Annotated in this window: 10 protein-coding genes; 1 reads left to right on the forward strand and 9 read right to left on the reverse strand. The window is 65.3% G+C overall.

What is annotated here, in order from left to right:
* Nucleotides 1-1,770 carry an O-linked N-acetylglucosamine transferase, SPINDLY family protein gene (locus tag GBEM_RS18680; RefSeq protein WP_012532171.1) on the forward strand — a complete coding sequence of 590 codons (1,770 nt, stop codon included), beginning with the start codon at nt 1-3 and terminating at the stop codon, nt 1,768-1,770.
* A gap of 128 nt (nt 1,771-1,898) precedes the next feature.
* Here the strand turns inward: GBEM_RS18680 and flaF are convergent, their stop codons facing one another.
* From flaF to GBEM_RS18730, 9 genes are all read right to left on the reverse strand, one after another.
* Nucleotides 1,899-2,288 carry a flagellar biosynthesis regulator FlaF gene (gene flaF / locus GBEM_RS18685; protein ID WP_012532172.1) on the reverse strand — a complete coding sequence of 130 codons (390 nt, stop codon included), beginning with the start codon at nt 2,286-2,288 and terminating at the stop codon, nt 1,899-1,901.
* Entirely contained in the window at nt 2,278-2,667 is a 390-nt protein-coding gene (locus GBEM_RS18690; RefSeq protein ID WP_012532173.1) for a flagellar biosynthesis repressor FlbT, read from the reverse strand. Before GBEM_RS18690 ends, flaF begins: the two co-directional genes overlap by 11 nt.
* A 5-nt stretch (nt 2,668-2,672) precedes the next feature.
* Nucleotides 2,673-3,413, reverse strand: a complete 741-nt coding sequence (locus GBEM_RS18695; protein ID WP_012532174.1) for a hypothetical protein — start codon at nt 3,411-3,413, stop codon at nt 2,673-2,675.
* Nucleotides 3,414-3,469: 56 nt separating this feature from the next.
* A complete protein-coding gene (locus tag GBEM_RS18700; protein ID WP_012532175.1) occupies nt 3,470-4,288 on the reverse strand; it encodes a flagellin N-terminal helical domain-containing protein in 819 nt (272 codons plus the stop codon).
* A gap of 196 nt (nt 4,289-4,484) precedes the next feature.
* Complete coding sequence (locus GBEM_RS18705; RefSeq protein WP_012532176.1) at nt 4,485-7,502, reverse strand: tetratricopeptide repeat protein; 3,018 nt, start codon at nt 7,500-7,502, stop codon at nt 4,485-4,487.
* The gene (locus tag GBEM_RS18710) at nt 7,502-11,854 is read right to left on the reverse strand and encodes a tetratricopeptide repeat protein (protein ID WP_012532177.1); all 4,353 of its coding nucleotides are present in this window, start codon (nt 11,852-11,854) and stop codon (nt 7,502-7,504) included. Before GBEM_RS18710 ends, GBEM_RS18705 begins: the two co-directional genes overlap by 1 nt.
* A complete protein-coding gene (locus GBEM_RS18715) occupies nt 11,844-12,902 on the reverse strand; it encodes a glycosyltransferase family 4 protein (RefSeq protein WP_012532178.1) in 1,059 nt (352 codons plus the stop codon). The genes GBEM_RS18710 and GBEM_RS18715 overlap by 11 nt, the downstream gene beginning before the upstream one ends.
* Before the next feature lie 359 nt (nt 12,903-13,261).
* A complete protein-coding gene (locus GBEM_RS18725; protein WP_012532179.1) occupies nt 13,262-14,026 on the reverse strand; it encodes a flagellar motor protein MotB in 765 nt (254 codons plus the stop codon).
* Nucleotides 14,027-14,791: a flagellar motor protein gene (locus GBEM_RS18730; protein WP_012532180.1), complete on the reverse strand. Its 765-nt coding sequence runs from the start codon at nt 14,789-14,791 to the stop codon at nt 14,027-14,029.
* Nucleotides 14,792-14,894 lie beyond the last annotated feature (103 nt).

Raw genomic sequence — 14,894 nt, forward strand, 5'->3', positions numbered from 1 at the left:
GTGGGTTACCAGGAAAGCGCAGAGAACCAGGCGCGGCTCAAGTACGTGGAGCTGCTGCTCAAGAAGGGGATGCAGGAGGAAGCCCGCACCCAACTGCAGCAGCTGGTGCAGGAAGATCCAGGCTGCGCGCGGGGCTGGTACCTCCTCGCCGTGCTGGTGGGGGAGCAGGGGTTCCCGGACCAGGCGGCGAAGCTACTGAGGCAGGCGCTTAGGGCCGAGCCGGAGAACGTCAAGGCGCTGAACGCCCTCGGGGTGGCCCTGCAGCAGATGGGGGAGCGGGACCAGGGCGCGGCATGCTACGGTGAGGCGCTCCGCATCGATTCCCGGTTCCAGGAGGCGCGGGTGAACCTCGCCCTGCTCCTCAAGGAAGGGATGAGGCTTGCCGAGGCTGAGGCGCTTCTGTCCCAGGGGATCGCGCTGGAGCCCGAATCGGTGCGGCTTCGTTACAACTACGCCAACGTGCTCCATTACCAGGGGAGAAGCCTGGAGGCGACCGGCGCCTACCGGGAGGTGCTCCGCCTGGACCCGCAGCACCTGGATGCACGGCAGAACCTACTGTTCACGCTGCACTACTCTCCGCAGTTCTCCGACCGGCAGATCTTCGCCGAGCACCTGCGCGCCGCGAGAAGCGCCCCCCTCCGCCTCCCCTCCTCCCCTTCCGTCCCGCGCCGAGGCAGGCGCATCAGGATCGGCTACCTCTCCCCCGACTTCCGCAGCCACGCCGTCGCCTCCTTCATCGAGCCGGTCTTGAAGAAACACGACCGGGAACGCTTCGAGATCTTCTGCTACGCGAACCTTCCCCGCCCGGACCGGGTCACCGAGAGGATAAAGGGGTTGTGCGAGCACTGGCGCGACCTGTACAACATACCGGACCAGATCGCGGCACTGATGATCGCCGCCGACGCCCTCGACGTCCTGATCGACCTAGCCGGCCACACCTCGGGGAACCGGCTCCCGCTTTTCGCCCGCAAGCCCGCTCCCCTGCAGATCACCTGGATCGGCTACCCAGACACCACGGGGCTCAAGCAGATGGACTACCGGATCACCGACCGCCACGCCGACCCTCCCGGGAAAAGCGAGCGCTACCACACCGAAGCACTGCTCAGGCTCCCGCGCAGCTTCAGCTGCTTCCTCCCGCCGGCAGACGCCCCCGAAGTGGCGCCTCCCCCGTGTCTTGCCACAGGCGCCGTCACCTTCGGCTCGTTCAACAACCTGGCCAAGGTCACCCCCGAGGTGATCGCCCTCTGGTGCCGGGTGCTCCATGCCGTCCCAGGATCGCGCCTGCTCTTGAAGGGGAGGCCGTTCGAGGACAGCGGGGTGCGGGAGAGGATCGCCTCACAGTTCTCCACGGGAGGGATAGGGGGTGAAAGAATCGAGCTGAACCCGGGAGAGCCGGAGAGCTCGGCGCACCTGGCGCAGTACGGGCGGGTCGACATCGCCCTCGACACCTTCCCCTACAACGGCACCACTACCACCTGCGAGGCGCTCTGGATGGGCGTCCCGGTGGTGACTCTGGCGGGTACGAGGCACGCGGCGCGGACCGGGGCGAGCATCCTCGCCAACTGCGGGCTCGACGAGCTGGTGGCCGAGAACGAGGAGGAATACCTGGAGATCGCCCGGCGGATGGCGGCGGATCGGGAAAGGCTTTTGGAGTTGAGGATGGGGGCGCGGGAAAGGCTCTCGGCATCGCCGCTTCTGGACGCGGCGGGGGTGACGCGGGAGTTGGAAGCGGCGCTGGAGGGGATCCTCAAGGAGCGCGGGGTACGTTAGCGAGTCAGGTTCAAGGCCTTGTTTCGGCGCTTTCGTCTGTAGCGGGCTGTGCGGAGCTCGGACGCCTGCGGGGGGACCGGGTGAAGCGGACGCAGGGGATGGAGGCATCCCCTGCCCATGGCTTACGGTCAGAGCTCGGGATCCGGGTTGGTCCTGAGGCCGGCGGCGATGTTGAAGTTGATGTCGACGACGATGCCGAGCTTCTCCGCGGACGGGAAGGCCATCACCTCGAAGAACCTCTTGTCGACGAAGAGGCTCAGGTTGAGGAGGTCCTCGCGCAGCTTCTTGGGCATGGGATGTCCGGGCTCGGAAAGTTCGGCCTGGAAGAAGCTCCAGACTTTCTGGTTGTACTTGATAGCCTCGAGCATCTTCGCTTCGCGGTCGGGGGCATCCCAGTTATCCTGGACGGCTTTCAGCATGAGCCCAGCCTTGGTCAGGACCGATGCCTCCAGCTCCCTCCCCGACATGCTTTCCTTCTGGATACCTACGTACTCCTTGATCGCGTTGTTAGTTTGCATTTTTCAGTAGCTCCTCTTCGTACTCGATGAGATTCTTCGCAATTTTGAGAGCCTGGTAGTAGTTCCCGCCCTCGATCCGTTCGTTCAATTGCTCGATTAAGGTCCTGGTGCTCGGGGCGGCGTTCAGGATCTCGGTAGCGAGCTCGGAATAGGCCTTCACGTACTGGGGCACGTTCGGCTCGTCGATGTACATGAGCTGGATCGTGAAGTAGACCCGCTTGCACGCCGTGGTGGCGTCTTTCTCGCCCAGGATGTCCTTCTCGCGCAGGATGGGAACCGTGTTCTCGATGAAGAGAACGCATCCCTTGCCGCCATTTCTGACGACGGCGCCGCCGATAACGAGCCGCTCGTTGTTCTTCAAGGTGATTTTCAGGGACATGTCGGTTAGCTCAACCCTTTCAGGAATTGAGGGTACTGTGCTGTCACCCCCTGACTAACCGATTCTGCAAATTGCTGGCCAATCTCGGCACTTTTTTGCGCCGCGGCCGATTCGGTCAAACCGGCGCCGGAAACGTCGCCAGAGCTGCCTTTGGGCCCCGAAAAGATGTCGGAGAAGCGCCCGTCGCGCAAAATTGCGCCGGTTTCGGCGGCGAGGCCGCTTCTTAGGCCCGAAATCGCCTCCGCAGCCGCGTCAAGTTTGGCTACGTGGTCAGCAATTTGACTGTCGTCCGGATTCAGGCCGAGCGGTTCGGGGAGAGGGAGCTCTTTGCGGGCCTCGACGACGGAGGGAGGTGCAGGGATGGTGAGCTGGTCGATCTCCTTGCGGAGCCCGGTGTAGCTCCTCAAAAGTTCCATCCTTTCCTTGTCTTCCTGGGAGAACGGGGGGAAGTTCTTCACGATCGTCAGGAGCGGCTTCTTCGCTGCGTCAATTTTTTGGCCCAGAACCTCAGCAGCCTGGTCGGTAGCTCGAATGGCGGCCGCCGTGTGGTTTCGCAGCTCCTTTTGCAAGGTTATTTCCCCCAGCTTGGCGTCTTTGCCGTTGGGAACCTGCACCTGGTCTGCGATCACGGGGTCTGCGCCGGGTTTGTAGTTTTTGGAGGGGTTCTGGGCGGTACTCGAGGGAGAGTCGGGAGGAGAAGCCGTCTGGAGAGAAACGTCTTCGGGTTGCAATCGATCTACTAACATTTGTCACCCCCTGTAAGGAGGTGCGGAGCGGGTCACCCCGCTCCGCGAAGCTCACGTTAGAACAGCCTGAGGACGGTCTGTGCTGCCTGGGAAGACATGGAGAGCGAGGTGGTGCCCAAGCTCTGACGAGTCTGCAGCATCAGCATGTTGGCGCCTTCCTGGTTCATGTCGGCCAGGGTCAGGTTATCCGCACCGGTCTGCAGCGTGTTGATCATCGAGTCGGTGAAGTTCTGACGCGTGGTGATGATGTTCAGGTTTGCAGCCAGGGTCTGGGTGTTGGACCTCAGGGTCGAGATGGCGGTATCCATCTTCGCGGTGTCGGTGGTGATGTCCGAGGCGGTTGCCCAGGCGCCGCTGTTCGCGCCCATGCTCAGACCGGACGAGGTGGCCAGGAAGCCGACGACGTTGAGGCTGGAGCTGGCGTTCTCGTTGAAGTTGACGGTCAGGGTGTTGGTGGCGCTCAGGAGGTTCAGGCCGCGGTAACCGGAATCGGAAGAGATGTTGTCGATCTGGCTGCGAATGGTGTCGTACTGGGTCGCCAGCTTGGACCTGGTGAGGGTGTCGCTGGTGGAAAGTGCCGACTGTGCGATACCTTTCGCTGCGTTGATCAGGCCGGTGATCGCGGTGATACCTGCGTTGGCCGCCGAAACCGTCTGAACGCCTTCGGACATGCCGTCCTTGCGGTCTGCGAGGTCGCTGGCGCGCTGGTTAGCGTTCTGCGCTGCGAAGTAGTTGGTCGGGTTGTCGAGCGCGCTGTTGACCTGCTTGCCGGACGACAGCCTCTGCTGGGTCCTGTTCAGAAGGGTGCTGGTGCTTTGGAGGTTGAGAAGGTTGGTCCTCATGCCTGCGGTGAGCGAAATTTCGTTGGTTGCCATGGTAATTCTCCTTTTCTGGGTTGTTTCCGGCATTCTTGCCGGTTGGTTAACTGCGACGGTGTCTTCTACATTCCTCTACGACGACTGGCAAATGAGCTTCGCCGCCGAGCGCGTTCTGCGCTTTTGTAAGGAATATCGACACCGCGGCCCCAGAACTTTAGCGGAAAATCGACCACATACGATTATTTTTGTCAAATTATCGACGCCTCAGCATCTCCTCCAGCGCCTCGCGGACCCGCCCCATCACCCCCGGCCAGTCGCCCGGGCGCCCCTGCCTGAAGATGCGCAGCGTCGGGTACCAGGGGGAGTCCTCCCGCCCGGACATCCAGCGCCAGTCGCAGGAGAAGGGGAGTAAAAGCCACACCGGCACCCCCATCCCTCCCGCCAGGTGCGCTGCCGCCGTGTCCACCGTCAGCAGCAGGTCCAGCCCGGAGAGGATTGCCGCAGAATCCCCGAAATCCTTTATCTGCGGCGCCAGGTCTGCCGCCTCCAGGACGCCCGGGTCGGGCGCCTCGCCCAACTGCAGCGAAAACCAGCCGACCCCCTGCAGGTCGCCCAAAGGGGCGAATTCGCCGAAGGGGCAGGCGCGGTTTCTAGGAAGCGGCCCTCCCCGCCAGACGAGCCCCACCTTGAGGTCGCTTCCCTGATCGAGCAACAGCTCCCAAAGGGCCCCGCGGCGCGGGTCGGCAAGGAGGTAAGGGTGCCATTCAGGCATGGCCTCCAAGGTCGTGCCGAAAAGGTACGGCAGGCTCAAGAGCTTTACCCGGAAAGAGCAGCGGGGCGGCTCCTCGCCGGGAACCACGACAGTCGCCACCCCGGGGACCCGCTCCAGCAGCGGTTTGAGCCCGGCGTTCTGGCACTTGAGCAGCACCTTCCCGCCGCGCTTGGCGAGCAGGGTAAGGTAGCGGACGAACTGCAGCGTGTCTCCCAGCCCCTGCTCGCACTCGACCAGGATGCTCCGGCCGGAGAGCTCCTCCCCCCGCCAGTAGGGAAGCGGGGAGAGGGTGGATTCCCCGGTAGCCAGGCGCCACTCGTACTCCTCCCACCCCCACTTGAAATCGCCTACCGACAAAAGGCTCAATGCGAGGTTCCAGTGGGCCTCCGGGTGCTCCGGGGCAAGCTCCAGGAGCTCCCGGTACGTCTCGATCGCCTTTTCGGGCTGCATCAGGTCCTGGTAGGCGGTGCCGAGGTTGATGCGCGCCTTGAAAAAGCCGGGTTCGAGCGCGATGGCGCGGCGGTAGAGCTCGACGGCGCGCTCCGGCTCTTCCAGCACCTGCAGGCAGGAACCCAGGTTCACGTAGGCGGGGAGGTAGTCGCCGCGCAACTCCAGCGCCCTCTCGAAAAAGGGGAGCGCCTCGTCGTGCTCGCCCCGCGCGACCAGGAGGGTCCCCAGGTTGTTTTGGGCGTCGGCGAGATCCGGTTTCAGTTCCAGGGCCCGCCTGAAGCTCCGTTCCGCTTCAGGGTCGAGCCCCTGGTCCTGCAGCGCGAGCCCCAGGTTGTTGTGGATTTCGGCGCATGCGGGGAGCCGCGCCAGCAGGCACCGGTAGAGCGCGACTGCGCCGGCAAGGTCGCCTTCGGCGCGCAGGGCGTTGGCCCGGCGGAACTCCAGGTTCGGGTCTTCCCCCCTGGGCGCCGCCTTGAGCGGGGCCGGTGCGGGGGAGCGGGGCGCTTCGGCTTGAGCGCGCGCGGGCCAGGCCGCGAGGTCGGCAGCCACCGCCGCGATAACCCCCTCCCAGTCCCCTAAGGACGGCTGACGGTAGATGGCAACCGAGGGATACCAGGGGGAATCGCTGCGCCCGGAAAGCCAGCGCCATTCGCAGGAGAAGGGGAGCAGCAGCCACACCGGCTTTCCCATGGCCGCGGCCAGGTGCGCCACGGCGGTATCCACCGAGACCACCAGGTCCAGCTCTTCGATGAGCGCGGCGGTGTCGGAGAAATCCCCGATGCGGCCGGTCAGGTCGCAGATCTCCCCGATGGCGGCTAGGTCGTCCGCGGCTGCGGGAAGCTGCAGGTTGTAGAGCCTGACCCCGGGGATGCCGGCGAGGGATGCCAGCGCCCGCGCCGGCAGCGAACGGTAGCGGTCGTTTCGGTAGCCGGCGCTCCCGGCCCAGACCACCCCCACCTTCGTGCTTCCCCCTGGGATCCAGTCGCGCCAGCAAGCGGCCCGCTCGGGGTCGGCACGAAGCGGCGGTTCTTGCGGCGGTATGGTCTCGACGCAGGTCCCCAAGAGGTGCGGCAGGCTCATCAGGTAGGCGAAGCAGTCAAAAGAAGGGGGAGGGTCGCCGGCGGCGAAGCAGGTTAGCGCCGGCTCCTGGATTGCTAAAAGCGGCAGGAGCTCACGGCGGCACTCAAGCGCCACCCGCTCCCCCCGGCGCGAAAGCCACTGGGCGTAGCGGAAGAACTGGATGGTGTCGCCGAACCCCTGCTCGCAGCGCAAAAGAAGCGTGCGCCCGCAAAGCGCGGAGCCGTCCCACGGCTTCTTCCCGGCGCAGCTCTCCGGGAAACCGGCGGCGGGGTCCTTTAGGCGCCACTGGTACTCGGCAAACCCCTCTTGGTAATTGCCGGTGGTCAGGAGCACCAAGGCCAGGTTCCAGTGCGCGTCGACGTGGTCCGGGTCGATCGAAAGCGCCCGGCGCTGGGCCGCGATCGCCTCGTCGAACCGGTTCAGGGTGAAGAGGGAGCCTCCCAGGTTGACCAGCGTCTTCAGGTTGGCGGGATCGAGCTCGAGCGCCTTTTGGTAACACTGCACCGCCCCTTCCCACTCCCCCTGGCGGCGGAGCGCGTTGCCGAGGAGGTGATAGGCGTCAGCATAACCGGGGGCGGCGGCGATGGCGTCGCAGTAGTTGCGGATCGCCTCCTCGGCCTCCCCCAGGTGCAAAAGGGCGGTCGCCAGGTTGCAGCGGGCTTCGGGGTACTCTCCCCTGAGCGAGAGGGCCTCCCGGAAGTGGAGCACCGCGCTGTCGTGGCAGTCGAGATCCTGGTAGGCCACCCCTACGTTGTTGCGCAGCTCGGCGCTTTCCGGTTGCAGGAACGCGGCTCGGGAAAAGGCCTGCAGCGCCTCCTCCAGATCACCCCGCCGGTAGGCGAGAAGGCCCACCAGCGTCAAGAGCTCCACGTTCTCCGGCTCCGCGCGCAAAAGGTCGTGGCAAATATCTTGTGCCAGCTCCGCCCGGTTCTCGCTCAGCGCCTGGTTCAGTTGCGCGTATCGGTCCATCAGCTCTCCCTGTTCCGTTGCCGCCCCTTTGAGACCACCGTAGCCAGACAGTCGGCGACGCGTTGCAGCACCTCGTTCCAGTCGCAGCGGCGCGTCTGCCGGAAAAGCCGCGCGCCCGGGTACCAGGGGGAATCTTCCCTTTCGGTGAGCCAGCGCCAGTCGCATCCCACCGGGAGCAGGACCCAGGCCGGCACCCCGAGCCCTCCCGCCAGATGGGCCACCGCGGTGTCCGCCGTGATGACGAGATCGAGCTGGGTAAGCACCGCGGCGGTATCGGCGAAGTTCCTGATGTTGCGCCCGAGGTCGGTGAGCGTAACCCCCGGCGGCGGCGAGGCCGCCTGCTCCGCCCCGTCACCCACCTGGAGGGCGAAGAAATCGGCCCCGGACACGTTCGAGAGCGGCGCGAAAAGCGGCAGCGACAGCGAGCGCTTCAGGTCGTCCTTGTAGCTCTTCCTCCCCGCCCAGACCAACCCCACCCGGAGCCTCTCACCGGTGAGGAGCGGGCTCCACTTCTTAACCAGCGCCGGATCGGCGAAAAGGTAGGGTATCTCGGCGGGAATGCTCGCAAGAAGCGTCCCGCAAAGATGCGGCAGGCTCATCAGGGGGGCGTGGCAGTCGAACTCGGGGAGAGGCTCCCCCCGGACCAGCACGCGGGCCACACCGGGTACGGTGGCGATCACCGGCGCGATCGCCTCGCTCTGCGCCTGCACCAGCACAGTCGCGCCCCCCTGCGCCAGGAGCTTCGCGTAACGCACGAACTGGAAGGTGTCGCCGAAACCCTGCTCGCTGGTGAGAAGTATGGTGCGCCCTTCGAGGCTCCCGCCGTCCCACAGCGGCCGGGCGAATTCCAGCTTCGGGATGGGATCCACCTTGGAGAAGCGCCACTCGTACCCCTGCCACCCCTCCCGGTACTCTCCCAGTTGCAGCTGCACCAGGGCCAGGTTCCAGCGGGCGTCGGCGTACTCCGGGTCGAGCTCCAGCACCTTCTCATAGCAGCTCTTCGCCTGCGCCAAAAGCCCGAGCGACCTGCTCGCCGTACCCAGGTTGTTCAGGGCGTGCAGGTAGTCCGGCTTCAGGGCGAGCGCCTTTTGGTAGCAATCGACCGCCTCCTCCAGGAGCCCCAGCACCTGCAGCGAGATCCCCATTGCATTCCAGGAGGGGAGGTAGCCGGGATCGCGGGAGAGGTTTTCGCGGAAAGAGGCCATCGCCTCATCCAGCTCGCCCCGCTCATGGTGCAGCTGGCCCAGGGTATGCCGCGCCTCCAGGTAATCGGGTGCTACCCGCACCGCCCTTCTCAGCGCATGCAACGCCTCGTCGACGGCCCCCTGCGCCTTGAGGGCAAGCGCTAAGTTGTGCCACCCCTGCGGCAGGGCGGGATCGAGAGCGAGGGCCCAGCGGTAGCTCTCCGCCGCCTCGCCGCTTCTTCCCAAGGCGAAGAGGCTGTTGCCGAGGTTGTAGTGGGCGGGCATGAAATCGGGGGAGAGGGCGATTGCCTTGCGGTAGCTCTCCACCGCTTCCAGATGGCAGCCCTCGCCGTCCTCGGCGCACCCCCGATTGTTCCAGATCTCGGCCTGCGCCCGGGATTCTGCTGGGAACGCCTGCGGGGAAACGGAAGCGGGGGACGCCTTTCGGGCCAGCGCCTCCTTGACCCGCGCCACCACCTCCTCCCAATCTCCCTGCTGCTTTTGCCGGAAAAGTCGCAGGGTCGGGTACCAGGGGGAGTCGTCGCGGGCAAGGCCCCAGCGCCAGTCCGGCACCAGGGGGACCAGGAGCCATACCGGCACTCCGAGCGCGCCGCACAGATGCGCCACCGAGGTGTCAACGCAGATGACCAGGTCGAGCTCTCCGGCAAGGGCGGCCGTGTCGGCGAAATCCTTGATCTTCGGTGCCAGGTCGACGATCGGAAAGGGGCCGGGAAGCTCCTCCCGCGCGGCCTCCCCCACTTGCAGGGAATAGAAGCTCACGCCGGGGACTTCCGCCAGCGGGGCGAGTTTGGCAAGCGGTATCGAGCGGTTGGCGTCGTTGCCGTGGGCCGGGTTGCCGCGCCATGCCAGCGCGACCTTCAACCCTTCGCCTGCGAAGAGATCCCGCAACGAGTCGCTGCGCCCGGGGTCGACTCCGAGATAGGGGACGGCGGCCGGGATGGTGGCGGCCTCGGTGCCGAAGATGCCGGGAAGATCCATCAGCGAGGCCTGCCACTCAAACGCGGGGATGGGCTCGCCGCAGGCAAAGACGCCGCTGACGCCATCTACGGTCGCCACCACGTCGATGAGCCCCCGCGACTGCACCTCGACAAGCACCCTTCCGCCGCGCTCCGCCACCAGCGGGGCGTAGCGCACGAACTGCAGCGTGTCGCCGGCCCCCTGCTCTCCGTAGAGCAGGATGGTCGCACCGAGAAGCGGGGAGCCGTCCCAGCGCGGCTGTTCCTCCCAGCGGCGAGCCGGGGGAAAGAGGCTCTTTTTGAAGCGCCAGGGAAACTCCCGCCAACCTTCGGCGAACTCCCCGGTCATGAGGAGCATCACGGCCAGGTTCCAATGCGCGTCGGCATGCTCCGGCGCGCGCCGCACCACCTCGCGGAAACCTTCCAGCGCCTGGGCTGCAAGCCCTTTCTCCTTGCAGAGCGTGGCCAGGTTATAGCGTGCCTTCACCGCGTCCGGGTCGAGCGCCAGCGCCTCCCGGTAGGCGCGCGCCGCCCCTTCGGGATCGTCCTGCATCTGGCACAGGATGCCGAGCGCCTCGTGCAAGAGGGAAAGCCGCGGCTCCAGGGCGAGTGCTGCCAGAAGACTCTCCTTCGCCTCGGCAAGTCGCGTCAGCTGCTGCAGCGAGCAGGCGAGCGCGTAGTGCGGCTCCCAGCTTCCGGGCATCAACTGCGCCGCCTTGCTGTACCTTACCGTCGCCTCGCGCTCTCTTTTTTTATAGGAGAGGAAGAGCCCGCAGAGGCAGTGTCTGCGGCCGTTGAACGGCTGCGCCAGGGCGGCTTTTTCCAAAAAGCCCCAGGCAGCCTCTTCCAGTTCCCCCTTCACGCGCTCGATCACCTCCCCCCACTCACCCTGCAGCTTCTGCCGGAAAAGGCGCATGGTCGGGTACCAGGGGGAATCTTCGCGCTCGGTGAGCCAGCGGTAGTCGCCCGCCTTGGGGAGCAGCAGCCAGACCGGCTTCGCCAGCGCACCGGCCAAGTGGGCCACGGAGGTGTCGATGGAGACGACCAGGTCGAGCTGCGCGATGAGAGCGGAGGTATCGCCGAAGTCCGCGATGGAGGGGGTGAAATCGATGAGGGAGGGAAACTCCTTGGCCTGCGTGGCCTCCTCCCCTACCTGGAGCGAATAGAAGCTCACGCCCGGGATGTCGAACAAGGGCGCCAGCGCCGCGAGCGGACAGGAGCGAAACGGGTCGGGAACCGGCTTCCCGGCCCAGACCAGCCCCACCTTGAACCCCAGGTCCGCCGCCACCTTCTCCCGCCAGGGCGCCATCCGTTCCTCCGGGGGCGCCAGGTAGGGGACCCCGCTTGGGACACTTTCCAGCGTGGTGCCGAACAGGTGGGGGAGCGACAAGAGCGCCGCCTCGAGGTCGAAGTGGGGATGCGCTTCCCCCATGACGCAGGTCTCGGAGACGCCGGGGATGCCGGCTAAAAGCGGCACCAGGGAGGAGGACTGGCATTCCGCCACCACCACGCCCCCCGCGGCGGCAACCATGGGGAGGTAGCGGGCGAACTGGATGGTGTCGCCCAAACCCTGCTCGCCGTGCACCAGGATGCGGCGCCCCTCAAGAGGCGTGCCGTCCCAGGCGGGCGCCGCAAGCTCGCGCCTCGGGGAGGTGAAGGAGTCCCTGCGCCAGCGCCACTGGTACTCGGCCCACCCCTCGCGGAAATCCCCGGCTAAGAGCAGCGCCAGCGCCAGGTTCCAGTGCGCTTCGGCGGAATCCGGACGCCGCGCCACCAGATCGCGGAAAACGGCGAGCGCCGCAGGGAGATCCCCTTCCCTTTGCAGCGCCGCGCCGAGCGCCACCTGCGCCTCCAGGGAATCCGGGGCCCGCTCCAGGGCATGGCGGAACTGCTCCGCCGCCTCATGAAAACGCCCCAGCTTGAACAGCGTGGAACCGGCGTTGTTGAGGGCGAGCGGGTCCCCCTCCCGCAGGGCAAGCGCCTCGCGGTACTTTTCCAGCGCCTCCTCGGCGCGCCCGCTCTCATCCAGGAGCGCACCGAGGTTTATGCAGGCGTCGGCGGCGAACTTCCCCCCCGATGCGGCCAGGGCGCGGTAGAGCCGCTCGGCCTCGTCCCTGCGACCGCTTTTTTGCAGATCGAGGGCCGCGGCGAACGTCTCGGTCGGGCTATCCGCGCGGGAATCAGCAGGCATCCAGCTGCATCCTGGCGAGCTCCGCCTGGTTGGCGAGTCTGGTAGCGATGTAGTGGAACTGACGGGCCGCGGCGCTCCAACTGAGCTTCTCCATCTCCCGGGCCGCCAGCGCACCCTTGTCGGGAAGCTCGCCGCGGTTTAGGTAGGCGAGTTCCAGGAGCTCTATGATCTCTTCCACCTGCGGCTCCTCCCAGACCCCGGTCTGCACCCCCTGGGTCGCCACCACCATGGGGCGGTAGCGGGTTAGGGGGTAGGCGATGTCGGAGTTGATCACGTCGGCGTGGCCGCTGGTATCCGAGGCGATGACGCTCCTGCCGCAGGCCATGTATTCGCACATCACCATGTTGTTACCCCCTTCGCAGCGGTTGGGGAAGAGGCCGACGTGGCTCCCGGCGAAGATTTCCCGCATGAGTGTGTTGTTCACCAGGGGATGCACCGCCACCCGGGCCGGGTCCAGCCCGTTGTCGAGTACGCATCTACCCGGCAGGTCGAGGAAGTCCTCCTCGTCATGCTGGTAGGTTATGTAGGGGGATGACTTCATGGTGGCGAGCGAAAAGGGCCACTGGTTGGTCCAACTGCAGGAGAGGAAGACGTCGCGGTGCCGCTGCATCATCACCTTCATGGCGGCGATCACCAGGTCCTGCCCCTTGCGGAGTTCGAATTTCCCCCCCGAGAAAACCACGAAGCGGTCGTTCGCCGGGTAGGGGACCGGGTGGAAGTTGGTGGGGTCGATACCCTGAAGGATGGTGCAGGTGTTTTTCACCCCGCCGATCCTCAGCTGGTACTCGCACCACTTGGAGCCTGCGACGATGAAGTCCCATTTGCGCGCGGCGTTCCGGGTGAAGTTGAGGATCTCGATGCTGTCCTCGAAGAAGCAGTAGCCGATGTTGATTGAGTCCCAGTTCTCCGGGCGCAGCGGCGCCAGGGTGTTGGTCATGCAGTGCAGCGTCACCCCCTCGATGACGGGGAGTTTGGAGATCTCGCGCTCCAGGTAGCTGCCGGCGATCCCCCACCCGTGCATCGCCCCGGCAGGCATCGATACTTTCATTGGCTGAACCTCGCATTGATGATGGAAAAAACCCACACCATGTCAGCAACTACCGTACCACAGGCGGCAGGCGGGCCTAAGCTGCTGAAATCGCGGTTTTCGGGTGGTGGAGACAGCGACCGGGTCATGTTTTTGACGGAGAGTGTCATCGGACTGGTCGGACTGGTCGGACTGGTCGGACTGGTCGGACTGGTCGGACTGGTCGGACAGGTCAGACAGGTCAGACAGGTCAGACAGGTCAGACAGGTCAGACTGGTCAGACAGGTCAGACAGGTCAGACAGGTCAGACAGGTCAGACAGGTCGGACAGGTCAGACAGGTCGGAGGGGTTCAACAGGCTGGCTGTCGCGGCGGCGCCCTTTACGGCTCGCTGCGCTCGCTCTGCTCGGAGAGAAGCACGATGTCTACCCGGCGGTTCTTGCCGCGCCCTTCGGCATCGCTGTTGTCGGCTACCGGTCGGTATTCGCCGTAACCGGCCGCGGATATCCTGTAGGGATCGAAGTCGGTCTGCTTGGTCAGGTACTGCAGCACGTTGGTGGCGCGCGCGGTGGAGAGCTCCCAGTTGGAAGGGAAGGAGGCGGAACTGATCGGCATGTTGTCGGTATGCCCCTCGACCCGAATCCCGTTGGAATAGCTGGAGAGCGAACTGACCACGTCCTTCAACAGGGCGTAGGAGTCCTGCTTGAGCGTGGCGCTGCCGGAATCGAAGAAACCCGCTTCCTTGAGGCTCACCACCAACCCGCGCGGGGTGACGGAAACGCTTACCTTCGCCTGCGCCCCCACCTTCAGAAGATATGCCTCGATGGCGGCCTTGGTGGCCCGGAAATCCTTCTCCCCTCCCCTGCTCTTCCCGCGCTGCGGGGCCTGGGTCAAACGGTGCATCGAAGGAATTACGCTCATGGAACCGGTGTCGATCACGGTCGGCTTCGCCCCGGCCGAGGTGCTGCTGTAGCCGAACGATTCCCGCATCGACTGCAGCACCTCTTCCGCCTTCTTCTTGTCCGTCTGGCTCATGGCGTAGAGCGTGACGAAGACGGCGAACAAAAGGGTGATGAAGTCGGCATAAGAAACCAGCCAGCGCTCGTGATTCGGCTCCTTTTCGTGCCCTTTCTGTTTCCTGGCCATTTACTTCCCCTTCTTCTCGCCGCCATCGTGCAGGTAGGCCCGCAGCTTCTGCTCGATGAAGTGGGGGTTCTCGCCGTTTTGGATGGCTATCAGCCCCTCGATCACCATCTCCTTCTGCAGAAGCTCCTCCTTCAGGCGGTGCTTCAGCTTGGTGCCGAAGGGGATGCAGAAGATGTTGGCGGTCATCAGGCCGTAGATGGTGGCGACGAAGGCGACCGCGATCCCTCCCCCCAGCTTGGAGGGGTCGGAAAGGTTGCTCATGACGTGGATCAAGCCGAGTACCGCGCCGATGATGCCGATGGTGGGGGCGAAGCCGCCTGCGGACTCGAAGACCTCGGCGCTCCCCTTGGCGTGCGCCTCGAAGGAGCCGAGCTCTATCTCCATGGTCTCGCGCAGCTTCTGCGGGTCGATGCCGTCGACCACGAGCGAGATCCCTTTCTTGGTGAAGGAGTCCTTCACCGTCTGGGCCTCTTGCTCCAGCGAGATGAGGCCGTTTCTGCGCGCCTTGGCCGCGTAGTTGATGATGTTCTTGATCACCCCCTCCGGATCCTCGTTCGGGGGCATGAAGACCTTCTTCAGGTCCTTCAGCGCGGTGAGCAGCGTCGGTAACGGATAGCTGACGATGGTGGCCGCGGCGGTGCCCCCAAGGACGATGATGGCGGCGGTGGGCTGCATCAGGGCCGACATGTGCAGCCCTTCCAGGGCGGCTCCGCCGAAGACGGCCCCGATCCCCAGCAATATTCCGATTATGGTCGATAAATCCATGGATGTTTTCCCGGCTTGCGCTCCCCCGGTCTCCGGCGCCCCCGCGAAACCGGAGCGGCCGTTTTGTGAAAGCGCTTTCGCGCCCCCGCAGGGAAGGTGTGTG

Source organism: Citrifermentans bemidjiense Bem (assembly GCF_000020725.1).
In the GTDB taxonomy this organism is placed as follows: Bacteria; Desulfobacterota; Desulfuromonadia; order Geobacterales; family Geobacteraceae; genus Geomonas; species Geomonas bemidjiensis.

Excerpts from the sequence above, each read along its gene's own strand:
- flaF (WP_012532172.1), bottom strand. The coding sequence starts at position 2,288 with ATGCAAACTAACAACGCGATCAAGGAGTACGTAGGTATCCAGAAGGAA.
- GBEM_RS18690 (WP_012532173.1), bottom strand. The coding sequence starts at position 2,667 with ATGTCCCTGAAAATCACCTTGAAGAACAACGAGCGGCTCGTTATCGGC.
- GBEM_RS18695 (WP_012532174.1), bottom strand. The coding sequence starts at position 3,413 with ATGTTAGTAGATCGATTGCAACCCGAAGACGTTTCTCTCCAGACGGCT.
- GBEM_RS18700 (WP_012532175.1), bottom strand. The coding sequence starts at position 4,288 with ATGGCAACCAACGAAATTTCGCTCACCGCAGGCATGAGGACCAACCTT.
- GBEM_RS18705 (WP_012532176.1), bottom strand. The coding sequence starts at position 7,502 with ATGGACCGATACGCGCAACTGAACCAGGCGCTGAGCGAGAACCGGGCG.
- GBEM_RS18710 (WP_012532177.1), bottom strand. The coding sequence starts at position 11,854 with ATGCCTGCTGATTCCCGCGCGGATAGCCCGACCGAGACGTTCGCCGCG.
- GBEM_RS18715 (WP_012532178.1), bottom strand. The coding sequence starts at position 12,902 with ATGAAAGTATCGATGCCTGCCGGGGCGATGCACGGGTGGGGGATCGCC.
- GBEM_RS18725 (WP_012532179.1), bottom strand. The coding sequence starts at position 14,026 with ATGGCCAGGAAACAGAAAGGGCACGAAAAGGAGCCGAATCACGAGCGC.
- GBEM_RS18730 (WP_012532180.1), bottom strand. The coding sequence starts at position 14,791 with ATGGATTTATCGACCATAATCGGAATATTGCTGGGGATCGGGGCCGTC.